Here is a 25,260-nt window from a genome sequence, read left to right as displayed (position 1 = left end):
TAAGCGGGGTGGGGCAATCGCGGGTCAATGCCCTTCGACTGCGTTCTCGGGCGCGGGCCCGCGATAGGCCTCGGGTAGTTGCTCGATGGGAAGCAGGGGAGGTGCAGGCGGGGCGGAAGCGGGCGGAGCCGGTTCCGCGGCGCCCGCGCCTGCGTCGGTCGCGGCCTGCGGCCAGGTTTCGATCGCGACGATGCCTGTCGCGCCGGCCAGCACGACCTTGCCGGATTCGATTTCGGTGACGACGAGGTCGTCGACGCGATCGCCCACGCGGAGCTGCACGAGCCGCGAGTCGGCCGTGTGACGCACCATCGCGAAACTGCCTGCGCCGCCGACGACCGTGCCTTCCAGCTTGAGCGCCGGCGCGGACGTCGCGGCCTGGCCCGGTGCGACGGACTTGTCCGCATCGTGGGCGCACAGCGGAGCGGAGTCCGGCATCAAGGCCGCCGCAGGTTCCGCTGGGTCGTCATGCCATGGTTGCCACCACGCGATCGATAGGGCAGCGATCGAGGCCAGGAACCACCACGGCCAACGTCTTGTCTCTGTCAGGGAAGATTGCATGTCATCTTGTTCGAATTCATCAACGCGGATTACCGAAGCCGTGCGAGCCATGGCCGTGGCCCCGGTTATAGTCGCGGCCCTGGTACGCCGGAAGACAACTGGCGGTTAACTCGTTCGGCATAGGTGAACGGGCAGGCATCGCCGTCGATGCGCCGCGCCCGCCGCACCTGATGAAAACCCGCGTGGATGCTGGTTCTTATGCCAGCAATCGATGTTTGCTCCGCGCATGAACTCCGCCCGGTTGCCGGCGTGGTCCCTCTTGCAAGCGTCCGCGGCGCTGGTTGATACTGCGAGCCTTCAAGCAAAGGACGGGGACGACGATGTTGCTGAAATGGATCTCGCGCGGTGCTCGGGTCTCGTTGATGGCTGGTGCCTTGCTGCTCGCGCTGGATGCCTCGGCCGATCCCGCATGGCGCGATGGCATGCTGCTCGCCGGCCATGACCCGATCGTCGACCCGGTGCTGCGGCGCTATCCCGGCAAAGTGACCGGCCTCGGCTCGCCCGGCAAGACGGGGCGCGTCTACACGCTGCGCCTGCAGCCGCTCGGTCCGAAAGCGGCACCGCCGGCACCCAATGCATTGCGCGGCTGGCGGTTGACCGTACTGAAAGGGGCGCGCTTCGGGCAGGTCTACTGGGTCCAGAGCAATACCGCGGATGCGATCACGGTGCGCAGCAAGGATGGCTCGCTCGACGGAATGGCCGCGGGCGACCTGTTCGTCGTCGAAGAACTCGACCCCGATCCGCCGGCAACCTCGCTTGGTGACGATGGGGGCAAGCCGCGTGTGGCCTGAACGGATGCGTCCGCTGCTCATGGCCGCGGGCCTGGTGCTGGCCGGCTCGGCGTGGGCGCAGAGCGCCAGACTCCCCGCCGATGCGGTAGATGGTTTCCACGCGGCCCTCAAGCGCAAGGATACGGGCGCGGCGCTCTCGCACCTGGACCGCGGGCTGGTCGTGTTCGAGTTCGGTACCATGGACCCGACGGTCGAGGCCTATGCGTTGAGCCATCTGCCGAACGATATCGACATGGCCGCCATTTCCGATTGGAAGCTGCAGGCCAGGCGCCTGGGCGGCAGCGGCAACGAACGCTGGGTGCTGAGCACCTACCGCGTCACCGGCAAGCTGCCCAACGGTAAGGAAATCGACCAGGTCACGCTGGAAACGGCGATCGTGCGGCGCGTTGGCGACAGCTTCCGTATCGTCCACCTGCACTGGTCGAGCGACAAGAGCGACTTCCAGTCCTGGGCGCAGGCGCAGCAGCAGCGCCCCACGCCCTGATATCAGCCGACGATGGGCTGGGCCATGATCCACAGGCTCAGGCTGGTATAGGCCACCATCAGCGCGAGCATCGGCAACTGGCTCATCAGCGCCGCGCGGTGGCTCTCGAAACGCCGCGCCGCTTCGACGTGCGCGACGATGACCGCCAGCACATGGCCGACGACGATCAGCGTGACGGCAACGTACCAGTAGACGGCCGGACTGACGATGCCGAGATCGACGGTGCGCCCGCGCGTGCCGAACAGGTTCCAGCCCCAGCCGAACGGATCCGACGCCAGCGGGATGATGAACTGGCCCGTGGTCAGCAGCAGCGACGCATAGTGGGCAAGGTGATAGGCCACGGCGATCGGCACGAGGCTCCATACCATCACGTTCAGATCGACCTGGGTATGGCCGGTGCTGGCAGTTGCGCCGGCCAGGCGCAACATCCATGCGTTGACACCGCGAAAGATCAGCACGAAGCCGAGCGGGAACAGCAACAGCAGGACGGTGTTCAGCCATTGCGTCTCGTCCAGCGCCGTGATGGAGGAGAGCGTGAACAGCGTCTCGGCCACGGGGCGCGACATCTGCGCGGCGGTTCCGATGCGATCCATCAGGGGCGTTTCATGGAACCCGTCGAAGGTGACGGTTGCGAGCATCAGCAGGACGAAGGCCGCCATCGAATTCGACACCGGTTCGTTGGTCAGCAGTCCGGCGGCGTAGGGACGCAGGCGCAGACACGCGGGTTCGGTGGGTGTCGAACCGCGAAGTTCGAGCGGTGCAAACCGGCCCAGCACCCGAAACACCATCGCGAAAGCGTCGGCCTGCCGGCGCCAGGCCTCGACACCGAAGAGCAGCATGCCGACCCAGCTCAGCGCCGAATAGGCCAGCAGGGCGGTGGCGAGGGCGCGCGGCACGTCCTTGTCCTGCCAGATCAGCTCGGCCCAGGCGAAGGCGAAGAACAAGGCGACCGCCGGCCATGTGGCCCATCGTGCGGGGTAGGTCCAGCCCAGCGATTCCCGGCAGCCGATCAAGCGCACGGCCGCGCGATACAGCACAGGCAACGGATTGACGATGTCCCACAGGTCGCCGATCAGCGCGCAGAAAAAGGCCATGCCCACCCACCACAGCACCCAGACCATCGTGACGGTCAGGTTCGCATAGGCGTCGGAACTCCCGTAGAAGCCCGTCGCCAGGATCAGCGCGAACAGCGCGCAACCGATGGCGCGCAGCAGAGCCGCGAGCGGATGGGCCACGCGGCGCAGCAGCGGGAACCGCAGCAGGTCGATACTGCGAAGGAATGACGCGCCGAAGTCGCGCCGGCGCGCGAACAGCGCCAGCGCTGCGAACGTGAGCACGATGGTTGCGCCGGCCCCGGTCAGCCACAGCCACAGCGGCAGCGGCAGGTCGAAGCGCTGTCCGAACCCGTGCGCCTGCGCGTCGGACGCGGCGCCCGCCAGGACGAGGACCGGAAAGGCCCCGTTCAAGCCTCGCGATGAGGACCTGCCAGGCGCCGCACGGCTATGGATGGACTTCGATGAACAGCACGGCACGATGATTGCCAGCCCCATGGGTGTGTACGTGCACGGGAAAGCGGCCGGCCAGGTCAGCCTTGAATGCCAGCAGCGCCGGCGCCGGCGGCTCGACCCTGGCCTCGATCTCGTAACCGTGCAGGTGCAGCATCATCGGCTGGTCGCTGGTCAGGCTGACCCGGACCTGGTCGCCCTTGCGCACCTTCAGCGTCTCGTCGCCCTTCACGCGGCCGCCAACGATCTGGACGGAAAAGGACTGCGTGGAAGCGGCGGCGACGGCGGTGCCGCCCAATGCCACCATCGCCGCCAGCGCAATCAGCCGCCGCCGAGAACGGTCAGTCATGACGGTCTCCGCGGTCATTGCACGTACTGTTGTCCGGCGGCCTTGATGACCGAACCCCATTTTTCTATTTCGGCTTCCACGAATTTCTTCTGTTCGGGGCCATTGACCCGGGCGTCGTTGATGATGACCGCGCCGAGCCCTTCCTGGCTTTTCACGAAGACGGGATCTTTCAAGGCCACCTTCAGCGCCGAATTGAGCTTGTCGGTGATTGCCTTCGGCGTGCCCTTGGGCGCGAACAGGCCGTGCCAGATGGTGACGTTGAAGCCTTTCAGGCCGCTTTCATCCAAGGTGGGCAGCGCGGCCAGTGCCGGCGTCTTCAGCCGTTGCTGCGTCGTCACCGCGAACGCCTTGACCATGCCCGCCTCGATCTGCGCGGTGGTGTTGGTCGTCTGATCGCACATGACATCGACCTGGCCGCTGATGAGATCGGTCATCGCCGGCGCGGTGCCCTTGTAGGAAATGGCTTGCATCTCGATCTTGAGCGCGTTTTGAAGCATGAGCCCGCACAGGTGCGAGGCCGAACCGACACCGGCGTTGGCGATGTTGATCTTCCCGCGATGGTCTCCCAGCCACTTGTGCAGCTCGGCGAAAGTGGCAGCGGGCAGTTTCTTCGTGCTGATGACGGTCATCGGCACCTCGTTGATCATGCCGAGATACTCGAAATCGTCCAAGGTCTTGTAGGGCAGCTTGCTGTACAGCGCGGGCGAGGTGGCGAGGCTGACGTGGTGCAGCAGCAGCGTGTAGCCGTCATTGGACGCACGCGCAGCCTTGGCGGCCCCGATCGTGCCGCCGGCTCCACCAGCGTTGTCGACAAGGACCACGATATTGCCCAACTGCTTGCGCAGTGCTTCCGCGAAGTCGCGTGCGACCTTGTCGGTCGGCCCGCCGGCGGCGAACGGCACGACGATCGTTATCGGCTTTTCGGGATACTCGGCCCGGGCGGGAAGGGCGGCGATGGCCGCCATGGCCATCATGATCGTGGACAGACGCTTCATGGGTCGTCTCGCAGGAGGTGAAACGGCGATCCTATCGAGAGCCGGCGCGGCGTAGAAGACGCACAACCGTTAAGTCGTTCACTTAAGGTGAACGCCAGGTTGCGGATCCGCTCACTTCGCGGTCGTCCAATGTATCGCAGTCCGAATTCGCCGGGTTCGGCGCACGCCCGGTCGTACCCAGCCCGTCACGGCCCTTCGCCATGCGTTTGCTATCATTGGCCGCGCCTGCCAGCGCTACACGAAAATCTAGACCGCGAATGGATAAAACAGTCATCAAAGCCTTCCAGGTGTTCGAGCGCCTGTGTCAGCACGACGGGCCGGTAAGCCTGTCCGAACTGACCCGCGAGACCGAGCTGCAGAAAAGCAATGTCCATCGCCTGCTCAACACGCTGATGCATCTGGGCTACGTGTGCCAGACGCCCGACGCGAGCTACATGCCCACGCTCAAGACCTGGACGCTGGGCAGCAGCATACGCGAGCGCTACAACGTGGCGGCGTTGGCCCGGCCGGCCTTGGTTGCCTTGCGCGATGAACTGGGCGAGACCTCGTATCTGGCCGCCCTGGACCGGGACAGCATCGTGTATCTGGACGTGGTCGAAGGCACTCACCGCATCCGCGTCAACGCGAAGACGGGCGGGCAGGCGCCCATGCACGCGACGGCTTCGGGCAAGGTGCTGCTGGCGTTCTCGTCCGGGGCCGTGCTGGATGCGCTGGCCGAGCCCTATCCGCGCTTCGGCCCCAACACGCCGACCACGCGCGCCGCGCTGGAGAAGATCATGGCGAAGGTCCGGCGCGACGGCTACGCGGTCAACAACGAAGAGTGGGCCGAGGGTGTGATGGGCATTTCCGTGCCCATCCGCGATGCCAGCGGCGAGTGCGTGGCGGCGATAGGCGTGACGGGCCTGGCCGTGCGACTGGCCAAGGCGCCGCCCAAGCGGATCATTGCGCTGCTGCAGGAGCATGCGCAGGCGATATCGGCGACGCTGGGCTTTCCCGGCTGAACGGGAAAGCCCTTGTCCGCGGGGTCAGTTGGACGCGGCGAGCTTGCCGTCAACGATGACCTTGTTCCAGTAGGCGGTTTCGGACGCCATGAATTTCGCGAAGGTGGGCGGGTCGCTGAAGTCCACCGGCATGCCCGCCGCATTGAAGCGTTCGATCACGGCGGGTTCCGACAATACCTTCTTCAAGACGCTGCTGTAGCGCTGGACGATGGCCGGCGGCATGCCGGCGGGTCCCGCCAGCCCCATCCAGCCTGACCAGTCGATGTCGCCGAAGCCTTGCTCGCTCAGCGTCGGCACGTCGGGAAGGTCTTTCGAGCGTTCCTTCGAGGTGACGGCCAGCACGCGCATCTGCTTGCTCTGGATATAGGGCATGACCTTGCTGGGAAAGCCGACCACCATGTCTATCTGTCCACCTAGCGCATCCTGCAGCGCGGGCGCGGCGCCTTTGTAGGGCACGTTGAGTAGTTCGAAATTGCCCAGGCGCTGGAGTTGCAGCATGACGAGGCTGCCCAGCGTGCCCTGCGAGACGCCATAGCTGGCGCTTCGGGGTTTCGCCCGGGCGGCTTCGGCGACGTCGCGGAAGGTCTTGTAGGGCCGTTGCGCGTTGACGCCGATGGCCATGGGCGCGCGCGTGACCAGGCCGATGGGCGTGAAGTCTTCCAGGGGGCGATAGCCGGCGTCCTTCAGCAGGCTGGGCACGATGGTGTGGGCATCCATGATCAGGCTGATGGTGTAGCCGTCGGGCTCGGCGCGGCGGACGAAGTTGGCGCCCAGCGAGCCGCTGGCCCCACCGCGGTTGTCGACGATGACGGGCTGGCCGAGTTCTTTCGCCATCTCGTTCGAGAAGGCGCGCGCCATCTGGTCGACCGGACCGCCCGCGGGGTAGGCGACGATCAACTTGATGGGCCTGGCCGGTTTCCACGTGGCGTCCGCGGCCTGCGTGGCGGGCAGGCCGCCCGCGCAGGACAGCGCGAGCACCGCGAGGCCAAGGACGGGCTTGCCGAGTCTTTGCTGTGTCATGAGATGTCTCCGGTGTTTTTATCGTTGCGCACGGCGCGCGGCCTCAGGCGGGCCGCTGCGGGGCGTAGGCCTGGAAGTTCAGGCTGCCGTCCAGGCGGGCCTGTTCCAGCAGGTCGACCTCCCACGACAGGTACTCGTCCATGGCCTGCCGGGTCTGGGTCGGCCTTTCGAAGGGGCGCAGCCAGACGTCTTCGGGTTCCACCGACCAGCGCTGTCCGTCGCTGGTCAACGGCTGGCCCGCCGCGGACCAGGCGGCGATCCCGCCCGCCAGGTAGTGGACGGGCTTGCTGGTCAGGGCCTGCGCCTCGGCCAGGGCGAAGCCCGAGATGCGGCCGTCCTCGCAGGTCAGCAGGTAGCCGGCGCTGTCGGCATGGGCATCCATGGCCGCATCCAGGTGGCTGCGCGAGGCAAACACGGCGCCCGGCACGTGGCGCCGCTTGTAGTGGCGGCTCCAGGACAGGTCCAGCACCGTCACGTCCATGGCCTGCATGTAGGCCTGGGCTTCGGCGACGTCCAGCCCCGGGCGGGCGGGCGTCGGCAGCGGCGCCGGCCGCGTCGCCAGCAGGGCGGCCATGTCGCGGACCTGGTGCGGCGGCGCCACGTAGACGTCGCGCCAGCCCATGCACCGCAGCCAGGCGCCCGTCATCAGCGCCCGCGTGTGTTCCGGATCGAGCAGGAGGATGCGCGATTGCAGGGTGCCGATATAGAGATCGGTTGCCTGCACGAGTTGGCCGCCAGGCGCGGGCAGCGTCCCGGGCAGCGGATCCCGCGCGGTTTCATCGGGCGTGCGCACATCCAGCGCATAGAGCGTGCGCGCCTCGCGCTCGTCCAGCCATTGGTGGAGCATGGGCAGGTCGGCCGCGCGTACGCCGGCGGCGTCGGCGAAGCGCTGCGCGGCCGCGCGCGAGGCCTGCGCGGCTGCGCGCGAAGGCGTGGCCAGGCGGCGTTCCGCGCCGGTTTCCACCGCCAGCCCCGCCAGGCGCCATCCCATGGTGCCGTTGCGCAAGGCGACGACGCGCTGCGGCAGGCCGGCATTGATGACGGACTGCGCCCCCAGGATGCTGCGGGTGCGGCCGGCACAGTTGATCACCACCAGGGTATCGTTGTTCACGACGGCTTCGGGAACGCGGAACGCCAGTTCCGCACCCGGCGCGCTGGTGGACGTGGGGATGGTCTCGGCGGTGTAGTCGTCGTAGGGACGCGAGTCGAATACCTTCACGTCGGCTTGGGCGTCGAGCAGGGCCTGCAGCTCCTGCGCGTCTATCGACGGCGTGTGGTAGGCATGCTCGACGAATTCCCCGAAGGCCTTGCTGGGCACGTTGACGCCGCTGAAGACCGGCAGGCCGGCCTGGGCCCAGCCCTCGAGCCCGCCTTCCAGGGCGGAGACGTCCGTATAGCCGAGGCGGGCCAGCCGCCCGCGCGCCTGCTCGTTCAGCGCCGAGTCGGCGCACAGCACGATGGGCGTCGATCGCCGGGGAACGCGCTGCGGCATCAGTACTTCCAGCCGCGACAGCGCGATGCAGCGGGCCTGCAGCAGGTGCGCGCGCGAGAAGGGCAGTTCTTCGCGAACGTCGACCAGGGCGAGTTCCCCGTCGCGCCGCAGGCGCTCTCGCAAGTCGGCGGGTGTCACGATCCGTTCCTGTCCAGGCGTGTTCATGTCGGTTGTTCCATGGTGCGGGGGGACACGTCAGCTCGCCCGCTGCGGGGTCATGCGGGTGACCGTTCCCGCCTCGAGATCGAACATGTCGCGATGGAAGGCATCGAGGTCGCGGCCGGTGACGCGCGCGAACACGGCCTGGTCGGGATAGTCGATCGCGTGGATGGCCCCCTGGGGAAACAGCCGGGCCTGCCCGGGTTCCAGCCGGAAGGACTCGGTCAGCGTGAGGTCGGCGTGGCCGGGCTGCCGGCCGTCGTCGTTGCGCCGGTAGTTGGTGATGTCCACCCAGCGGGTGACCTGGCCATAGATCGCCCACGATTCGCCGTGGTCGTGGGGCGGGGACTTGCGCGCCGCCTTGTTCAGGTGGACCAGGACCTCGAAGCCGAGCTCGGGATCGGTGTGGACGCGGTACAGCTTGCGTTCGAGCTCCGGCCCGCAGTACTTGTCGACGAATGCCGGCGATTGCAGCAACCGTTCGAAGTCGGCGCAGACGCGCTCCTGGCCGGCGCGGCCGGGGTCCTGGCGCAGCGTGGCGCGGGTGTTCTCGCAAAACTGCTCGAGCGTGTACGGGTGATTCGACATGGATCGCTCCTTACACGATCTGCGGCAGGCACCACACGCGCTCGGCGTGCTCGCGCGTGACGATGTCGAACACGACGCCGTTCGGGTCGCGGTACTTGCGCTCGGTGGCCGGGCCCTTGCCCACGCCGTTGATCTGGCCGTGGTACTCGGCGCCGGCGCCCAGCACCCGGTCCGCGGCGCTTTCCATTTCGTCGATCAGAAAGCCCATGTGATGAAGGCCTTCGCGTTCTTCGGCGTTGGGGTTCTTGGTCGAGCTGATGATGGCCAGGCTGACCACGCCGTCGGACATCATGACGGCGACGTTGGACTGGCGCACGCGGAACATGCCGAATGCCTGTTCGTAGAAGCGCGCGGTTTCTTCGATGTCCTTCACCGAAAGGGAGATGTGGCGGAGCTTGCCAAGCAGGGGTTGAGCCATGGTGGGGATGTGCCTTGTCATGTGTACCGAGTGCATCCGCCGGCCCCGCACTTTGTACATTCCAAATATTGGACCGACTGTTCTAAAATAATAATTGGCTGATCCAATCCGGGTCAAGCACGAAAAAACCATGGAGAAGTCGCACGATGTTCCATCCACATCCCGGCACCTTTGCCGATGCGCCCGCCGTTCCGGACAGCGTGCGCGCGCTCATGCGCGAACTGGGACCCATCTGGGGCCGCGACATCAAGGACCATACCCGGCGCATGATCGAGGCCTATGACGCGCTGCACGCCGCCGCGCCGAAGGTGGGCAGGCGCGAGATGGACCTGTCCTACGGTCCGCACGAGCGCAACCGGCTCGATGTTTACGTGCCGCCTTCCTCTGAATCTGAAGGGACGGGCACCCGCGCCTCCCGTCCCGTCCTGATGTTCGTGCATGGCGGGGCCTTCGTGGATGGGGAAAAGAACCGCACGCCCGAGATCTACGCCAACGTGCCGTGGTTCATGGCACGCCACGGCATCGTGGGCGTGAACGTGGAGTTTCGTCTCGCGCCGGACCATCCCTTCCCGAGCGCGACGCAGGACATCGCCGCCGCGGTCGCCTGGGTGCGCAAGCATGCCGGGGAATGGGGCGGGGATCCCGACCGGATCTTCCTGATGGGGCATTCGGCGGGAGGTACCCACGCCGGCCACTATGCCGGCGACAGCCGCTTCCATCCGGCGGGGCGGAGTGGCCTGGCCGGGCTCATCGTGGTGTCGGGACGGGTGCGCGCCGAGGCCGGCGCCGAGAATCCCAACGCCCGTCGCGTGGAGGCCTATTACGGGGTCGACCCCCGGCGCATGGAGGAAGGATCGCCGGTCACCTATGCCGCCCAGGGCTTGGCCAAGCTACCGATCATGCTGGCGGTGGCGCAGTATGAGAACCCGTTGATCGACGTGCACAACGCGGAGCTGTATCACGCCCTGAGCGCCCACCGGCGCAGGTCGCCGCGCTTCATGTGGCTGGCCGGGCATAACCACACTTCCATCATCGCGCACCTGAACACCGCCGATGCGGACTTCGGAATGGCATTGGTGGACTTCATTCGGGACGGTGCTTGACAGGCCGGCGGCTACTGGACCTGGGCGCGGCGTATCGTGGCGGCCGCCTGCAGCAGCGCCGCCGCGCACTCGTGTTCGATGCGGCATCGCTCATGCGGCATCGAGCAGGTATGCACGCCGGCGATCACCGCGCTGTCGCCGCCGGCCAGCGCGAACGGAGCGGCGATGAAGCCCACGCCGGACCGCCACGTGCCGAACGACGCGCAGGTGCCGCCTTGGACGAGGTCGTGGAAAGCCTGGTAGATGGTCGCGGCGTGGGTGTGTTCGGCCGGGTTCGCCGATGCGCGCATCGGCGTCAGCCATTCGCCCTGCGTGGCGGCCGGCTGGGTCCACAACCAGGCGTGGCCCGGTGCGGTGCGGGCGATGGGCAGCCGCGTCCCGGCCCTTAGCGGGCAAGGCTCCGTGCCGGTGCCGGCCTGGTGCGCGAGCACCAGCATGTCGCCGCGGTCGCGCACGCACAAGAGGCAATGCAGGGCGTGGCGGTTGGCGAGCAGTTGCAGCACCGGCGTCGACCTGCGCACCAGTTCCGAGCCCGACAGCACCGCCTGGCCCAGGACGAAGCTGGCGACGTGCAGGCGGAAGGCATCGCGATCCGGGACGCTGAACAGGAAGTCATGCGCGGCCAGCGTGTTCAACAGCCGGCGTGTGGTGGTCCGCGGCAGGGCCAGCCGGCGGGCGATCTCGGCAACGGTCAAGGCATTTTCGCCAGGCAGGAAGCAGCGCAGGACTTCCATTCCCCGCTGCAAGGAGTCGATGCCGCGATTGCCTTCGTCGCCGTTCGCGGCGTCCAGCACCGGGGTGCGCTTGCGCATCAGGAGCCTCCCGCGCCGCCGGCCGTTTCCAGGTCGGCTTCGATCCGGCCGCGCAACCCGAGCAGCAATGGACCGATTTCAGCGATGCAGCGCTCGCGGGGATAGCGAAAAGCCGGTACCGAGCAGCCGAGTACGTATGCGCCTGGGGATTGTGCGAAATCGATGGGCGTCGCGACGCTGTTGACGTCGGGCTCCAGCGAGCCGACCGTGACGCAGAACCGGGACCGGGCGATCTCGGCCGCCGCCTCGTCCAGCGCCGGATGAAGCGTGTCTTCGGGGAAGGCCTGTTCCAGTTCGCGCAGCATGGCCGCATGCCGGGCGGGGGCAAGAGAGGCCATCCAGGCACGGCCCATGGCCGAGCGCGGCAGCTTCAGCCGCGAACCCGCGGCGACGCGGATCGTGAGCGCGCCCCGCCCACGGCAGACCTCGTGGCAGACCATCACATTGCCTTCGCGTACGGCCAGCACGACCACCAGGTCGTTGTCATCCGCGAAGCGCTGCATGTGCTCGCGGGCCCGCACGCGGATGTCCTGCGTGGACAAGGCGCCGAAACCCAGCGCGACGGCGGCGTGAGCCAGGCGGTAGCGGGCCGATTCTTCCAGGTATTCGAGGTAGCCCAGGCGGGTGAGGGTCGCGGTCAGGCGCGACACGGTGGCCTTGGGCAATTCGGTCATTCGCGCCAGTTCGCCGTTCGAGCGGGCGGCGTTGCGCGGACAGAACGCCTTCAGCAAGGCCAGGCCGCGAGCCAGGACGCGGATTTCGCCGGTGGGCGCCGCAGTCCTAGGGAAAGTCCCTAGCGTGTCGTTCATGGAATGGAATTCGATGTGATGGAAAGAAACGATCCGGTGAATTTCCGCGCAATATCAATGACTTCGCGTCGATGCGCCGCGCCGTGGCATTGTGAAATTTGCCTGCTTTCCAGGCATTCCATGCCGCCATTCTACATAATTAAAATGGAATTAGACTTTTAAAAACGGAATAAGAATCTAGAATTCGGCCATCCCCTTTTCGCCATTCCCGCATGGAGGCCCGGATTCGATGATCACCCAGCCTTTCGACGAGCTGTCCGTGGGCCAGCGCCGGCGCTCCGGCGGCCGCACCATGACCGAGACGGACGTGGTCAATTTCTGCGGCCTGACCGGCAACTGGCTGGCCATCCACGCGGACGCGGAGTTCTCCAAGCGATCGCTCTATGGCCAGCGCGTCGTGCAGGGGGGATTGGTGTTCGTGGTCGTGAATGCGCTGCTCGGCTTCGATTCGAGCGTCGTCGAAGCGTTTTACGGCGTGGACAAGCTGCGCTTTCTCAAGCCCACTTTCATCGGCGACACCCTGCATGCCGAAAGCGAAATCATCAACCTGCGCGCCAAGGGCGACCGGCACGGCATCGCGACCACGAAGCTGGTCGCGGTCAATCAGCGCGACGAGACCGTGCTGAGTTGCGAGTTCAGCCTGCTCGTGCGCCGCCAGCGCCTGCCGGCCCAATGACGATTCCCCACCTTCCCACAAAGAGAGCGACATGGATTTCCTGAACGAAGAGCAGACGTTGTGGCGCGATACCGTCGCGCGGGTGATGGAGCAGGAGATCGGCCGCGAGTATGTGCGCCAATGCGACATCGACCGCGCCTATCCCTATGAAGCCTATGAAAAGGTGGCCAAGCTGGGCTGGCTGCGCCTGCTGATACCCGAGGACCAGGGCGGCGATGGCGGCACGATCTTCGACTACGCGCTGATGTGCGAGGGCCTGGCGCGCTATGGCTTCGATTTCGCGACCGCCTTCATGGTCGCGACGTTCACGGGCATGAACATCGTCAAGTTCGGCACGCCGGAGCAGAAAGAGCGCTACCTGCCCGCGTTCATGCGGGGCGAGCTGCGTTTCTCGATCTCGATCTCCGAGCCCCAGGCGGGTTCCGACGCGGCGTCGACGCGCACGCGGGCCGAGCCGCGCGACCAGGGCTGGGTGATCCGGGGCCAGAAACTGTGGTGTTCCGGCGCGGCGGCCCGGAACGTCGTGATCGCGATGCTGGTGCGTACCGACAAGGAAGCGAAGAAGCACAAGGGCCTGTCGGTGCTGCTGGTGCCCAACGACACGAAGGGCCTGGACATCCGGCGCCTGCCGACGATGGCGCGCCGTGCCACGGGCACCACCGAGATCTTCGTCGACGATGCGTGGGTGCCCGAGGCCAACATGATGGGCGAGCCGGGCGATGGCTGGCGCATCATCACCGACCACCTGGAACTCGAACGGATAGCGGTGTCCGCCGCCTACGTCGGCAACGCGCAGCAGGCCGTCAGCGACGCCCTGCGCTATGCGCACGAGCGCATCCAGTTCGACCAGCCGATCTACGACTTCCAGGTGATACGCCACATGCTGGCCGACATGCAGACCGCGGTCGATGCGTCGCGCCTCATGGTGTATCGCGCCGCCGACATGGCTTCGCGGGGCTTGCCCTGCTCGCGGGAAGTCAGCATGGCCAAGCTCATGGCGTCGGAGACCCTGCAGACGGTGACGCGCCAGGGCATGCAGATCCTGGGCGGGCACAGCATGCTGCCCGAGTCCGACATGGAGCGCTATTTCCGCGAAGGCATGCAATCGACCATAGGCGGAGGGACCTCGCAGATCCAGCGAAGCATCATCGCCAAGGCGATGCGCATGTGACCGCAGGCCGGGCGATCCCGGCGTTCCCCCCGTTGGACGTGCAAGGCCATCAAAGGAGACATGACATGAGAAAAATCCACACACTGCAAGCCCTGTTGCTGGGGGGATCGCTGGCGCTGGCCGCCTCGCCGCAGGTCCGGGCCCAGGCGGCGAGCTTCCCCAGCAAGCCCATCACCATCGTCGTGCCGTTCGGCGCCGGTACGACCACGGACCTGGCTGCCCGCTTCGTCGGCAAGCACATCACCGAGATCACCAAGCAGCCGGTCATCGTCGACAACAAGCCCGGCGCCAGCGGGTTCATTGCTTTGCAGCACGTGCTGCGCCAGCCCGCGGACGGGTACACCATCGTCGTCGGCACGAACACGACGCATGCCGCGAACCTCGCGCTGTTCAAGAAGCTGCCGTACGATCCCGTGGCGGACTTCGTGCCTATTACCGCGATGATCGTGGGCGGCGTGGTGCTGACGGTCGCGCCCGGCGCGCCTTACCACAACGTCCAGGAGCTGATCGCCGCGGCCAGGAAGAACCCTGGCAAGCTGACCTTCGGCTCCGGCAACTCCTCGTCCAGGGCCGGCGGCGAAGTGCTCAAGGAACTGGCCGGCATCGACATCCTGCATGTGCCGTACAAGACGTTGCCGCTGGCCGTCACGGACGTGATGGGCGGTCAGATCGACATCGTGTTCGGCGATGCGCCGGCGGTGATGCCGCACGTGCGCGCCGGAAAGCTCAAGGCCCTGGGCGTGTCCACGCCCACGCGCATGCCCGGCTACGAGGACATCCCGACGATCGCGGAGCAGGGCGTTCCCGGCTACGAGGCCAGTGGCTGGCTGGCGGTGTTCGCGCCCAAGGGTACCCCGAACGACATCGCCGACAAGCTCAATGCGCTGATCGTTCCCATCATGCAATCGCAGGAGGCCGCCAAGTACTTCGGCGACAACGCCTGGAAGCCGATCGCGGGGACCCGACAGGAGCTGGCGGAGTTCCAGAAGGTCGAAATCACCCGGTGGACGAAGCTGGTCAAGGCGGCGGGCATCGAGCAGCAGTGACGGACCGGCTACCGATCACAACCTGCGGGGGTAGCAAGAGCGACAGATAGACGCAGCGGCAGGAGCCAGGGGACGGCCCATGCATGAGCCCGAGTCTTCGGAGCTACGTATAATCCGCCCATTCTGTTGATCTTCGACGGTGAGCACGCATGATCATCCGGCCCCGCCCGCACTGGCTGCGCATGCTGTTTATCGTACGCGGCTCGGTGCTGCCCGGCATCCTGCCGCAACTGGCCGCGGCGACGCTGTTCGCCGCCCTGGTCACCGTGCTGCACGGCCAGGTCTTCGAATGGAAAGTGCAGCTCAATTTCGTGCCGTTTTCGCTGATCGGGTTGACGCTGGCCATCTTCCTCGGTTTTCGCAACAGTACCAGCTACGCGCGTTATTGGGAGGCTCGCAGCTTGTGGGGCACGTTGCTGAACGAGACGCGATCACTGGTCCGGCAGGCCTTGACCCTGACCGACGCGCCGGGCAGGGCGCGCGAGTTCGCCATGTGCCTGGCGGCCTTCGTGCACGCCTTGCGCCATCAACTGCGAGGCAGCGATGCCGGCGGCGATTTGCGGCGCCTGCTGGGCGACGAGGGCGCGGCCTCCATCGGCCAGGCCCGCTACAAGCCCGCCATGCTGTTGCTGCAGGCCGGGCGATGGGTGGGCGAGCGGCGCCGCGACGGTTCCCTGGACTCCGTGCTCGTGCCATCGATGGAAGCGTCGATGCGCAGGCTGAGCGAAGCGCTGGGCGGCTGCGAGCGGATCGCATCGACGCCCATCCCTTTCACCTACGCGGTGCTGATCCACAGGACCATCTATCTGTATTGCCTGCTGCTGCCGTTCGGCCTGATCGACGCCATCGGCGCCATGACGCCGGTGATCGTCGCCTTCATCGCCTATACGTTCTTCGCGCTGGAAGCCCTGGCCGCCGAGATCGAAGAGCCATTCGGCCTGGAGCCCAACGACCTCGCCCTGGACGCGATGTCCGGCATGATCGAATCGACCCTGCGCGAGATGCTGGGCGAGAAGCTGCCGCCCGAGGCCGACCGTTCGGATACCATCGTGCTGAGCTGACATCTTTCATCCCCCTGGACCCACCATGGAAAACTATCCCAAGGACATCTACACCGAGCCGGAACCGGATGTCCACACGCTGGCCAATCTCGGGCCGCTGACCGGCATGGCCGGCATCTGGACGGGCGCGCGCGGGCTCGACATCAACCCCAAGGCCGACGGTCCCGAGAAACAGGCCTTCATCGAGCACATGGAGCTGCAGCCCATCGATGCGCAGACCAACGGTCCGCAATTGTTCTACGGGCTGCGCTATCACACCCGCATCGTCAAGCCGGACGACGTCGAGACCTTCCACGACCAGGTGGGCTACTGGCTGTGGGAGCCCGCGACGGGCGCGATAATGCAGACGCTGTCCATCCCGCGCGGGCAGACGGCGATGGCCGTGGGCCAGACCACCGCCGATGCGAAGCGTTTCAGCCTCCAGGCCGTGCGTGGTTCGCTGACGAACGGGATCGTGTCGAATCCCTTCCTGGAATATGCGTTCAAGACCGAGAGCTACACCATCACGGTCACGATCAACGACGACGGCACCTGGTCCTATGAGCAGGACACGATACTGGTCATCCCCGGCCAGGCGGAGCCCTTCCACCATACCGACCGGAACACGCTGCGCAAGATCGGCGAGGCCACGCCGAATCCCACGGCGCAGGCGGCCATGAAGCAGGGGCTGCCGCAACTGTCCTGACGTGGCGCACCCCTTTTGTGTGTTAGTGCTTGCTACGTTTTGTAGCAACTAAATTCCGATAGTTACGAAAAAACGGGTAATTTTCGTGCGGTGGCAAGGGGGTATTGCCACAACACCGAAAATAAGCGCAACACACACCGGGGGGATCCGATGAGAGGATCAATGTGCACCCGCGCCCGCCATCTATGGCTGGCGCTGGCGGGTAGTATCGTGCTGACGCTGGCCGCCTGCGGCGGCGACGGCGCCAAGCCGGGGGGCGAGGAACCGCCTCCGGCATCGAGCAGCAAGGCCGTGATCGAAGTCCAGGCCGATCGCAGCAATGCTTCCGTGGGTAAACCGGTAGGCTTCAGCGTCGCCGCCGTGACGGACGGCACGAAGATCGACCAATACCGCTGGACGTTCAGCGATGGGCAGCGGGCCACGGGACAGCGGGTCTCGGCTTCCTTTGGCAAGGCGGGACCGGTGACGGCAACCGTGCAGGCCATCTCCGGTGGCCAGTCCGTGGCCGAGGCCAGCGCCGCGGTCGTCGTGATGGATGCCGGCAATTCGCCGTATGCCGAGTTCGGCATACCCTCGAAGATCGGCAACATCTCCGGCAATGCCAAGCCCGGCCTGGTCGATGCCATGCGCCTGGGGCAATACGTCGGGGGGTTGAACACGCTGAACGAGCTCCAGGTGGCGCGTGCGGACATCAACCTGGATGGCACCGTCGACGAAGCCGATGTCGCGCTGGCCATGCAGGCGGCCGCCGCCGGCCAGGAACTGCCATCGGCGCTTCTGCATCCCCAGGCCTATCCTGGAGCCGTGGTCGCGATGGTGTCTCCGGCGTTGTTGAATCCGGAAGCCCAGGTGGCCATCAAGGTGGACGGCGTTGCTTCGCCCCAGGTGTTCCGCATGCTGCCGGGCTATGCGTCGTTCCTGGTCCCGGCCGGGTTGGCGCGCAACGCGAAGGCGCAGGTCGTGGTGTCCGTCAACGGCGTGGCGAGCGAGACCCTGGCGCTGGATCTGCTGGCGCCGCTCCAGCCCAATGTACCGGCCGCCCAGGACGTGCGCGCCTTTTTCGATCGGATCGATCGCCTGATGCAGGCACAGCACGATGCCATCGTGGCCGAACCCAGCGGCTTGAGCGCCGAGGGCGCCGAGCAGTTGCGCAAGGTGGCGGCCGCCGGCCGCAGCGCCTTCGGCAACGCCAGGCTGGAACTCGAGCGCGTGCTGGCCGGGCCCAACGGCGATACGCTGGCCAAGGTGTTCCAGAAGGCGCTGCTGGCCAACGGCATGCGCGAGTTCCAGGCCGAAAGCCAGGAAGTGCTGGGCAAGGTGTCCGCGAATGCCGCCGCCGGTCCCATGGCGGCCGCCGTCTCGCCGGACCAGATCTGCGATTTCGTGCTGCCCGAGCTTTGCCGGTTGAAGAAGACCGCCGACATCCTGGGCGAGGCGTCGTCGATCGCCAGCGCGGCGTGCAGCGCGGTGACCGCCACCATCTTCATCGCCGGCGCGGTCATTCCCGCCGACGGCCCCGCCATCGAGATCGGTGCCGTGGCCGCGTTCGTGAAGTTCTGCGTGCCGCTGAGCGCGACGTTGTCTGTGGCATCCACGCTGGGCGAGATCGTCAAGCCCATCGATCCCAAGCTGTACCTGACGGTGAGCCCGCTCAGCCTGAAGCCGGGCGAGTCGGCGCTGGTCAAGCCGGAAGTGGCTTTCATCGGCCTGCAGCATCTATGCGGCATGGGCGCCAGCCAGGGAGCCGGGTATCTGGTCAAGCAGATCATCGGCAAACGCGTGGTGGCGGGCATCCTGCGCAGCAATACGGCAGCGCGGACGCTGGCGGATTTCTTCGCGAAGTATGCGGAGGATCTCTACGTCAAGCTGCTGGACGGCTTGGCCGATGCCGCAGGCAATGCCCTGGATGCCGCCGGCGTGATGGGCGCGATCGAGAGCTTCGTGACCAACCGCTGCGCCGTGGTGCCTGCGGGCCGGGCGCCGATGCCGGCGAACCGCGTGCTGACGCCGCTGAGCGCGGACAAGGGCAGCTACAGCTTCAACTCCGACGGAACGGCGAACTACAACTGCCCGAGCGCGTCGCCCACGGCGGCCGGCACGGCCACGCTGGAGGCATCCTGGCCGATGTGCGACGGACTAGGCAGGGCGACCGAGATCGTCGGCTGCAGCACGTCGGATGTCACGATCACGATGGGAGACAATGGTTCCGCGCTGGACGACATCTTCGAGGTCGTCGTGTTCGGCCAGACGGTGCTGACCAGCAGCTCGCCGGTGCGCAGCGTTTCCGCTTCGGTGCCGATTCCGGCAGGCCAGGCCGAGGTGCTGATGCGCGGCCTGGCCGCGCCGGACGGGATCGGTACGTACTTCATCACCTTCGGCGGCAATGCGAGGGTGGTGGGCGGGGATGCCTTGTCCGGCAGTGACCTGACACCGGGCGTGACCAAGCGATTCATTCTCGAGGTGCAATGACATGCGTATTCGTTCGTTCATTCTCCGGTCCGTGCTGGCCGGCCTGCCGCTGGCGGCGGCCATGAGTGGCGCCGCGCATGCCCAGTTCGTCGGCGACGCCTTCTTCGTCGATCCTTCGGTGACGGCGGTGGCCGGCGCCGAGGGCGCCATACAGGTGGCCGTGTTCTCCGGCACCCAGGCGGTGGGGGCGGCCCACGCCACGGTCACCTACGATCCGGCGGCGCTGGAGATCCTGGCCATCGAGCCGGTGGCGGCCGGCCGCGTCACGCCGGCCGTCCAATGGCGCAAGGACGGCAACGTCCTGCATATCGTGATGGTCAACGGCACGTCGCTGACGCAGCCCATCGGCACCGTGCCGCTGGGCAACATCCGCTTCAAGGTGCTGGGCCCGGCGCAGGCCACGACCACGCTGACGGCCAAGGCGACCGAGATCCTGAAGCCGGATGCGACGGCCATTCCGCCGGGTGCCGATGGCTACGACGGCGAGGTGACCTTCGTCGAGTCGGTGGCGTCGCCGGCGCCCCGGTTGGCGGGGGTGGTCCAGAAGTCCTCCAGTCCCGACCTGGTGTCGCGCGCGCGGCGGATGCGGCCGGCCGGCGGCACGGTGACGCTGCAGGTCGCCAACGGGTCGGGGCAGGCGCAGCCGGTGCAGGTTCGGATACCGGCCGCTACGGCGCCCAGGGAGTAAGGAAAAGGAAGGTTCGAGCCGGCGCCCCGCCGGCTCAGCCCGCCGTCAGGCTGTCCAGCAACTGGACGGCCAGGTACCCCAGTAGTGCCAATGCGATGACGGCCTGGAACACCGCGACGAACCCGAAGAGCAGGGGCGTTTCCCGGCGCCGGATGGTGCGCGGCGGGATGACGAGTTCGCCCTCGCGCAGCCCTTGCAGGTAAAGGGGAAGAAACGCCAGCGGCAGGCACAGCAGGAGGGCCTGCATGAGGCTGTCGGGCAGCGCGATCCATCCCTGCTGCCTGGCCCAGGCGGCAAGCACGATGGCGGCGAGCACCCCGGCGAAGATGGCCTGGCGCATGGAACGGCTCCTGGGATGACCGGAGGGATGAGGAAGTCTAACAGCCCTGGCTGCCATTGTTTTGGTTCCCGCCGCGGCGATGGTACGCTTGGCCGCGGCTGGATGTTCCGACCGTGCAGTCAGGACTTGCCGGCTACATTCCAATAAGACCTGCGGAGACTTCCTTGAACGCCCTTGTGCGCATCATCCCGTTCGCTTGTAGCCTGGCCGCTGCCGGAACCAGCCTGGGCGCGACCCCCGATTCCCGGGACATCCTCGAAAGCGCCAATACGCAGGCCGCGCAGGTGCAGGCCGCGCTGGATTTCTGCAAGCGGGATGCAACCCCGGTCGTCCGGGCCCTGGATGGATTGATCGGCGCCGCGGGCCTGTCCTTGCCCCAGCGCGACCACTTGCGGCGCGCCTACGAGCAGGCGAAGCGCGACGAGACGGCGCGCATCGCCGGCATCGCCAGCCAGAAGGGCTTCGCCCAGGGCGCCTGTCCGGCCGCGACGCTGGATACGCTGGACAAGCAGACGCCCGTCATCGTCAAGTCGCTGGACGACATGCGCCGCGGATGGCGGCAAACCGCGGCTCCAGCTCCAGCGCCCGCGCAGGCCGCCGACATCGCACCTGGCAAGTACACCTGCTACACCTTCGATGCAGGCCAGTTGAACTACGCCTATACCGATGTCGTCGTGCAGAAAAGCGGCCAGTACGCGGTGGGCGCCAAGGGCGGCAGCTATCAGCTGAAGGATGGCCGCGTCAGCTTCACCGGGCCGCTGTCCAACGCGACCGGACGCTACGCGGTCAAGCAGACCGGCGTGCCGCAGCTAGACCTCGTGTTCAACGGCGACAACCGGGCGTCGATGACCTGTCCGCGCGGTCGCTGAGCGGGAAGTTATCGCCGCCTTAGTTGCCGGGCTGGCCGGCGGGGCCTTCCGCGGCCGGCGCCGCCGCGGCCGGTGCATCGTTCCGCGCGACCTCGGCGGCGCCCGCGGGACCTTCCTTGGCTTTCTCGACGGCCGCCAGGCTTTGCGTGGGCTTGCCATCCTCGCGATGCATCCGGTCGAAGACCTGGGGCTCGCCGAAGATCAGTTGTACCCAGTCGGGATAGTTGTAGGCCACGCCCTTGCTGTGGTCGATGATGGCACCGATGCCGCCGCCGATGATGATGTTGCCGAACATGCCGGCGCCGGCGCGAGAGATCAGCCGGCCGGTGGCTGCTGCCGGCTCGCCGTCCTTCTTGCAGTCGATGGAGAGGTCTTCCGAGGATTTCCTGACCGAGACCGTGGCCGGGGTCGTGGCATTGAAGACGCCCCGGTCATTGGACAGCGTGCACGCCGCGCCCGCCACGCTCTTGCCGTCCTTGTCGAGTGTTTCGACCCGCAGGGTCTGCATGCTGTCGCTGGTGATCGACGCGCATGCGCCCAATGCGCCGATGCAGGCCGCGGCCATGGCTGAACGAATGAACATCTGCAACTCCCCCGGTGCTTTTCTATGAGGGAGTGAATGTAATGAAATATTTCAGAGGGAGCAAACGCCGGCGCCCCGGCACTGGCCGGGGCGCCGGCGATCAGAACGGCTGCGCCGTGGCCGACGCTTCCATTTCCGCGCCCTGGCTGGTCGAGCAGAACGACGGGTTGTACTGATAGACCCAGTTCGTCTTCGGAATGGCGGTGGGCGCCGTCCAGGAATTCATCTGGGTCATGGTGTCGAAGATGAGTTCGGAACGCTGGGTGACCTTGGTCGTGAAGTCGCCGCCGCTGGCTTCGACCGTGAACGAGGCCTCGGCCACGACGGGGGTGCTGTCGTTCTCGTTCAGGTACCAGAGCGAGACGGTGAAGTCGGCCCCTTGCTGGCCCAGGTCGCTGTCCGGACCATCGTAGGTTTTCTCCCAGATCGACAGGCCGCCCACCACGACGAGCGGGTCGTCCCGCACGACGTCCAGGCCGGTCGCGACGGGATAGAGGTCCGTGACGTCCTTCATCTTGTTCAGGTTCTTGCCGTTCGAGAAATCCTGCTTGGTCGACCGGGAATAGGCCGTGGCCGAGGCGGTCTTGTCCATCTCGAACTTGGAGTCGGCGCCCGATTCGCTGCCGGTGATGGTGACGCCCGCGGCAGCGGACTGGGAGCTCGAGCGGAACTTCAGCGTCGATTCGCGCTTGTCGCTCACGCGTTCGCGGAAGGAATAGGACTGCGCGCGCAGCTGGCAGCTGCCCGGCGAGTCATAGAAGCGCACGGTGCGTTCCTTGTCCTTGGCGAAGCTGCCGCCGATGCTGCGGTCGAAGCCGGCGGAGGCCAGCGCGGCCTTCAGGTCGGCCAGGTACGTGTTGGACGCGTTCTTGGGATGGTCCGCGAACAGCGCGGGCTTGAGCAGCACCTTGTATTCCCGCGATGTCGGGACGTCGGCCTGCGCCGCTCCGACCATCGCCCACGCCGCGCCCAGCGCCGCGACCTTCAGCCATGCCATGGTTTTCTCCTTTGTAGGGACCTCGCGCCCGCGGGAATGATCGTCGGCGCGTGTGTCAGGCATGTGTCGGCCGCATCGATCGATGATACGGCAGGCCGGGTCAGTCGATCGCCTGCGCCCACGGTTCGCCGACGAAGTGCGTGGTCAGGTACTCCATCAGCGCCTGCACGCGGGCCGGCCTGCCGCGTCCGGGCGGCGTGACGAGGTGCAGCGCGATGGGGTCGACCTGCCAGTCGTCCATGGCCGTTTCCAGCGTGCCGGATTGCAGGTCCTGCCAGGCCAGGAATTCGGGCTGCAGGGCCAGGCCGGCGCCGGCGCGCAAGGCGGGCGTCAGCGCCTCGGCATTGTTCACGCGCAGCGGCGTGGGCATGGCCTGGGTGAATTCGCCATGGCGCGCATGGCGGAAGCGCCAGCTCGACCCGCCGCGCGCGTAGGCGTACTGCAGCGCGCGATGCCGGGCGAGTTCACGCGGATGCCGGGGCCGTCCGTACTGTTCGAAGTAGGCGGGGGAACCCACGAGCAGGATGCGCACGGTGCACAGCCGGCGCACGAGCAGGCTGGAGTCTGCCAGCGTGGAAATGCGCAGCGCCAGGTCGAAGCGCTTTTCCACCAGATCGACCTGTTCGTCGCTGAAGTGGACATCCAGGTTGACCTCGGGATAGCGCGCGAGGAACGGAGGCAGTACCGGCGCCACGTGCGAGATGCCGAAGGACATGGGTGCGGTCATCCGTATCGGCCCGCGCGGGCTGCTGGACTGCTCGGCCACTTCCGCCTCGACGGCCTCGCCCTCTTCCAGGATGCGCGAGGCGCGCTCCAGCGCGGCCAGCCCGCTCTCGGTCAGGGAGATGCGGCGCGAGGTGCGGTGGAACAGCACGGCCTTCATTCGTCCCTCCAGGCGTGAGACCGCCTTGGAGACGGTGGCCTGGGACAGAGACAGTTCGGCCGCCGCCCGGGCGAATGACCCGGTTTCGGCCACCTTGGCGAAGATCGCCCAGGCTTCCAGGTCGGGGAGTCTGCTCATGGATTCCTCTCGAATGCGTCGGTGTAGACCTAAAAAATGGAAAGTATGGTTTTCAATTAATTCTATTTCAATGGTGCCGACGAGTTCTTATAGTTCTCTACATCGAAGCAAACGAAAGCGGAGAACATCATGATCGAACGTCGTCCCTACGAGAGCCTGGGTGGAGCCAACCACGGATGGCTCGATGCCAAGCACCATTTCTCGTTCGCCGGCTATGTCGACCCGGCCCGCATGAACTGGGGCGCCCTGCGGGTCTGGAACGATGACACCATCGCCCCGGGCACCGGCTTCCCGGCGCATCCCCATGCCGACATGGAAATCATCACCTACGTCCGGGAAGGCGCCATCACCCATCAGGACAACCTGGGCAGCCGCGGCCGCACCGAGGCGGGGGACGTCCAGGTCATGAGCGCGGGTTCGGGCATCCGGCACTCCGAATACAACCTGGAACCCGGCGTGACGCGCATCTTCCAGATCTGGATCTTTCCGGACAGCCGCGGCGGCCAGCCGTCGTGGGGGGCCAAGCCGTTTCCCAAGGGCGACCGTTCTGGCCAGTTCGTCGCGCTGGCCAGCGGCATGCAGGGGGACGAGGATGCCTTGCCCATCCGTGCCGACGCCCGGGTGTCGGGCGCCACGCTGAAGGCGGGCGAGACCGCGGAGTACCGCCTGGGAGCCGGCCGCTACGGCTACCTGGTGCCGGCCACCGGCCGCGTGGACGTCAACGGCGTGGAGTTGCGGGCGCGGGACGGCGCCGCGATCCGGGACGAGGACGTGATACGCCTGACCGCCATCGAAGATACCGAACTCGTCCTGGTGGACGTGGCCGGCTGACACATTTCCTGATCGTTTCCCCAACGGAGAACCGCCATGTCTCATTATCTAGACGTCCTGACCCCGCAGAACAGCCAGATCATCTTCATCGACCAGCAGCCGCAGATGGCTTTCGGCGTGCAGTCGATCGACCGCCAGGTCCTGAAGAACAACGTCGTGGCGCTGGCCAAGGCGGCCAGGGTGTTCGATATCCCGACCACCCTCACGACGGTGGAGACCGACAGCTTCTCGGGCAACACCTACCCCGAGCTGCTGGCGGTGTTCCCGCAGAACAAGATCCTCGAACGCACCTCGATGAATTCGTGGGACGACCAGAACGTGCGCGACGCGCTGGCCGCCAACGGGCGCAAGAAGATCGTCGTGTCGGGGCTTTGGACTGAGGTCTGCAACACCACCTTCGCGCTGTGCGCGATGAAGGAGGGCGGCTACGAGATCTACATGGTGGCGGATGCCTCGGGCGGTACGTCGCTGGATGCGCACAAGTACGCGATGGACCGCATGGTGCAGGCGGGCGCCGTGCCGGTGACCTGGCAGCAGGTCATGCTGGAATGGCAGCGCGACTGGGCCCGCAAGGAAACCTATGACGCCGTGACCGGCATCGTGAAGGAACATTCGGGCGCCTACGGCATGGGCATCGACTATGCCATCACCCACGTGCACAATGGCGCGGAGCGCGTCCAGCACGGCGAGCGGATCGGCCCCAACCCGGCCAGGTAAACCTCCGCGCGCGTGCCGGCTC

Annotated in this window: 28 protein-coding genes; 14 read left to right on the top strand and 14 right to left on the bottom strand. The window is 66.6% G+C overall.

The features are described from left to right. Positions 1-24: 24 nt before the first annotated feature. A complete protein-coding gene (locus tag EGT29_RS21215; protein WP_124690843.1) occupies positions 25-558 on the bottom strand; it encodes a hypothetical protein in 534 nt (177 codons plus the stop codon). Positions 559-878: 320 nt separating this feature from the next. Here EGT29_RS21215 and EGT29_RS21210 point away from each other — a divergent pair, with 320 nt between their 5' ends. Both EGT29_RS21210 and EGT29_RS21205 read left to right on the top strand, forming a co-directional pair. Continuing rightward, positions 879-1,349, top strand: coding sequence for a hypothetical protein (locus tag EGT29_RS21210; RefSeq protein ID WP_124690842.1), 471 nt, complete (start codon positions 879-881; stop codon positions 1,347-1,349). Positions 1,350-1,353: 4 nt separating this feature from the next. Then, the gene (locus tag EGT29_RS21205; protein ID WP_124690841.1) at positions 1,354-1,833 is read left to right on the top strand and encodes a DUF4440 domain-containing protein; all 480 of its coding nucleotides are present in this window, start codon (positions 1,354-1,356) and stop codon (positions 1,831-1,833) included. Between the two features lie 2 nt (positions 1,834-1,835). On the opposite strand, the gene EGT29_RS21200 is transcribed toward EGT29_RS21205, so the two are convergent. The 3 genes from EGT29_RS21200 to EGT29_RS21190 are packed head-to-tail and all read right to left on the bottom strand — an operon-like array spanning position 1,836 to position 4,682. Next, the gene (locus EGT29_RS21200) at positions 1,836-3,299 is read right to left on the bottom strand and encodes a hypothetical protein (RefSeq protein ID WP_124690840.1); all 1,464 of its coding nucleotides are present in this window, start codon (positions 3,297-3,299) and stop codon (positions 1,836-1,838) included. A 34-nt stretch (positions 3,300-3,333) separates the two neighbouring features. Further along, a complete protein-coding gene (locus EGT29_RS21195; protein ID WP_124690839.1) occupies positions 3,334-3,687 on the bottom strand; it encodes a hypothetical protein in 354 nt (117 codons plus the stop codon). A 14-nt stretch (positions 3,688-3,701) separates the two neighbouring features. Further along, on the bottom strand, positions 3,702-4,682 hold the full coding sequence (locus tag EGT29_RS21190) for a tripartite tricarboxylate transporter substrate-binding protein (RefSeq protein ID WP_124690838.1): 981 nt from the start codon (positions 4,680-4,682) through the stop codon (positions 3,702-3,704). 257 nt (positions 4,683-4,939) lie between these two features. Between EGT29_RS21190 and EGT29_RS21185 the strand changes: the two genes are divergently transcribed. Next, positions 4,940-5,683 carry an IclR family transcriptional regulator gene (locus EGT29_RS21185; RefSeq protein WP_161567901.1) on the top strand — a complete coding sequence of 248 codons (744 nt, stop codon included), beginning with the start codon at positions 4,940-4,942 and terminating at the stop codon, positions 5,681-5,683. A 24-nt stretch (positions 5,684-5,707) separates the two neighbouring features. On the opposite strand, the gene EGT29_RS21180 is transcribed toward EGT29_RS21185, so the two are convergent. Genes EGT29_RS21180 through EGT29_RS21165 form a run of 4 tightly spaced genes read right to left on the bottom strand, consistent with a single transcriptional unit; the run spans position 5,708 to position 9,360 of the window. Continuing rightward, positions 5,708-6,703 (bottom strand): tripartite tricarboxylate transporter substrate binding protein, encoded by a 996-nt coding sequence (locus EGT29_RS21180; RefSeq protein WP_124690836.1) that lies wholly within the window; start codon positions 6,701-6,703, stop codon positions 5,708-5,710. Positions 6,704-6,746: 43 nt separating this feature from the next. Further along, complete coding sequence (locus tag EGT29_RS21175; protein WP_124690835.1) at positions 6,747-8,360, bottom strand: rhodanese-like domain-containing protein; 1,614 nt, start codon at positions 8,358-8,360, stop codon at positions 6,747-6,749. Between the two features lie 30 nt (positions 8,361-8,390). Beyond that, on the bottom strand, positions 8,391-8,942 hold the full coding sequence (locus EGT29_RS21170; protein WP_124690834.1) for a hypothetical protein: 552 nt from the start codon (positions 8,940-8,942) through the stop codon (positions 8,391-8,393). 10 nt (positions 8,943-8,952) lie between these two features. Further along, complete coding sequence (locus tag EGT29_RS21165; protein WP_161567900.1) at positions 8,953-9,360, bottom strand: VOC family protein; 408 nt, start codon at positions 9,358-9,360, stop codon at positions 8,953-8,955. A gap of 146 nt (positions 9,361-9,506) precedes the next feature. Here EGT29_RS21165 and EGT29_RS21160 point away from each other — a divergent pair, with 146 nt between their 5' ends. Next, entirely contained in the window at positions 9,507-10,463 is a 957-nt protein-coding gene (locus tag EGT29_RS21160; protein WP_124690832.1) for an alpha/beta hydrolase, read from the top strand. An 11-nt stretch (positions 10,464-10,474) separates the two neighbouring features. Here the strand turns inward: EGT29_RS21160 and EGT29_RS21155 are convergent, their stop codons facing one another. Then, positions 10,475-11,275 carry an IclR family transcriptional regulator gene (locus tag EGT29_RS21155; protein ID WP_124690831.1) on the bottom strand — a complete coding sequence of 267 codons (801 nt, stop codon included), beginning with the start codon at positions 11,273-11,275 and terminating at the stop codon, positions 10,475-10,477. After that, the gene (locus EGT29_RS21150) at positions 11,275-12,084 is read right to left on the bottom strand and encodes an IclR family transcriptional regulator (protein WP_124690830.1); all 810 of its coding nucleotides are present in this window, start codon (positions 12,082-12,084) and stop codon (positions 11,275-11,277) included. Before EGT29_RS21150 ends, EGT29_RS21155 begins: the two co-directional genes overlap by 1 nt. A gap of 229 nt (positions 12,085-12,313) precedes the next feature. On the opposite strand from EGT29_RS21150, the gene EGT29_RS21145 reads away from it, so the two are divergent. The 7 genes from EGT29_RS21145 to EGT29_RS21115 all read left to right on the top strand — a co-directional run bounded on the left by EGT29_RS21145 (position 12,314) and on the right by EGT29_RS21115 (position 19,880). Beyond that, complete coding sequence (locus EGT29_RS21145; protein WP_124690829.1) at positions 12,314-12,760, top strand: MaoC/PaaZ C-terminal domain-containing protein; 447 nt, start codon at positions 12,314-12,316, stop codon at positions 12,758-12,760. A 31-nt stretch (positions 12,761-12,791) separates the two neighbouring features. Continuing rightward, positions 12,792-13,931 (top strand): acyl-CoA dehydrogenase family protein, encoded by a 1,140-nt coding sequence (locus tag EGT29_RS21140; RefSeq protein ID WP_124690828.1) that lies wholly within the window; start codon positions 12,792-12,794, stop codon positions 13,929-13,931. Between the two features lie 65 nt (positions 13,932-13,996). Further along, entirely contained in the window at positions 13,997-14,977 is a 981-nt protein-coding gene (locus EGT29_RS21135; protein ID WP_124690827.1) for a tripartite tricarboxylate transporter substrate binding protein, read from the top strand. Between the two features lie 149 nt (positions 14,978-15,126). Further along, on the top strand, positions 15,127-16,038 hold the full coding sequence (locus tag EGT29_RS21130; protein ID WP_124690826.1) for a bestrophin family protein: 912 nt from the start codon (positions 15,127-15,129) through the stop codon (positions 16,036-16,038). A 25-nt stretch (positions 16,039-16,063) separates the two neighbouring features. Beyond that, positions 16,064-16,723 (top strand): FABP family protein, encoded by a 660-nt coding sequence (locus EGT29_RS21125; RefSeq protein WP_124690825.1) that lies wholly within the window; start codon positions 16,064-16,066, stop codon positions 16,721-16,723. 162 nt (positions 16,724-16,885) lie between these two features. Beyond that, entirely contained in the window at positions 16,886-19,192 is a 2,307-nt protein-coding gene (locus EGT29_RS21120) for a PKD domain-containing protein (protein WP_124690824.1), read from the top strand. Between the two features lies 1 nt (position 19,193). Continuing rightward, entirely contained in the window at positions 19,194-19,880 is a 687-nt protein-coding gene (locus EGT29_RS21115) for a cohesin domain-containing protein (RefSeq protein ID WP_124690823.1), read from the top strand. A gap of 34 nt (positions 19,881-19,914) precedes the next feature. Here the strand turns inward: EGT29_RS21115 and EGT29_RS21110 are convergent, their stop codons facing one another. Beyond that, complete coding sequence (locus EGT29_RS21110) at positions 19,915-20,220, bottom strand: hypothetical protein (protein WP_124690822.1); 306 nt, start codon at positions 20,218-20,220, stop codon at positions 19,915-19,917. A gap of 164 nt (positions 20,221-20,384) precedes the next feature. On the opposite strand from EGT29_RS21110, the gene EGT29_RS21105 reads away from it, so the two are divergent. After that, complete coding sequence (locus EGT29_RS21105; protein WP_124690821.1) at positions 20,385-21,089, top strand: hypothetical protein; 705 nt, start codon at positions 20,385-20,387, stop codon at positions 21,087-21,089. Positions 21,090-21,108: 19 nt separating this feature from the next. Here the strand turns inward: EGT29_RS21105 and EGT29_RS21100 are convergent, their stop codons facing one another. From EGT29_RS21100 to EGT29_RS21090, 3 genes are all read right to left on the bottom strand, one after another. Beyond that, complete coding sequence (locus tag EGT29_RS21100; protein ID WP_238160159.1) at positions 21,109-21,672, bottom strand: hypothetical protein; 564 nt, start codon at positions 21,670-21,672, stop codon at positions 21,109-21,111. Positions 21,673-21,772: 100 nt separating this feature from the next. Further along, positions 21,773-22,669, bottom strand: coding sequence for a hypothetical protein (locus EGT29_RS21095; protein WP_124690820.1), 897 nt, complete (start codon positions 22,667-22,669; stop codon positions 21,773-21,775). Between the two features lie 100 nt (positions 22,670-22,769). Beyond that, positions 22,770-23,690, bottom strand: a complete 921-nt coding sequence (locus EGT29_RS21090; protein WP_124690819.1) for a LysR family transcriptional regulator — start codon at positions 23,688-23,690, stop codon at positions 22,770-22,772. 129 nt (positions 23,691-23,819) lie between these two features. On the opposite strand from EGT29_RS21090, the gene EGT29_RS21085 reads away from it, so the two are divergent. Next, positions 23,820-24,521: a pirin family protein gene (locus EGT29_RS21085; protein WP_124690818.1), complete on the top strand. Its 702-nt coding sequence runs from the start codon at positions 23,820-23,822 to the stop codon at positions 24,519-24,521. 36 nt (positions 24,522-24,557) lie between these two features. Beyond that, a complete protein-coding gene (locus EGT29_RS21080) occupies positions 24,558-25,238 on the top strand; it encodes a hydrolase (protein ID WP_124690817.1) in 681 nt (226 codons plus the stop codon). The last annotated feature ends 22 nt before the right edge of the window (positions 25,239-25,260 follow it).

The organism is Pigmentiphaga sp. H8, from assembly GCF_003854895.1.
Taxonomy (GTDB): domain Bacteria; phylum Pseudomonadota; class Gammaproteobacteria; order Burkholderiales; family Burkholderiaceae_B; genus Pigmentiphaga.
This window is presented reverse-complemented; position numbering and strand designations above follow the sequence as displayed.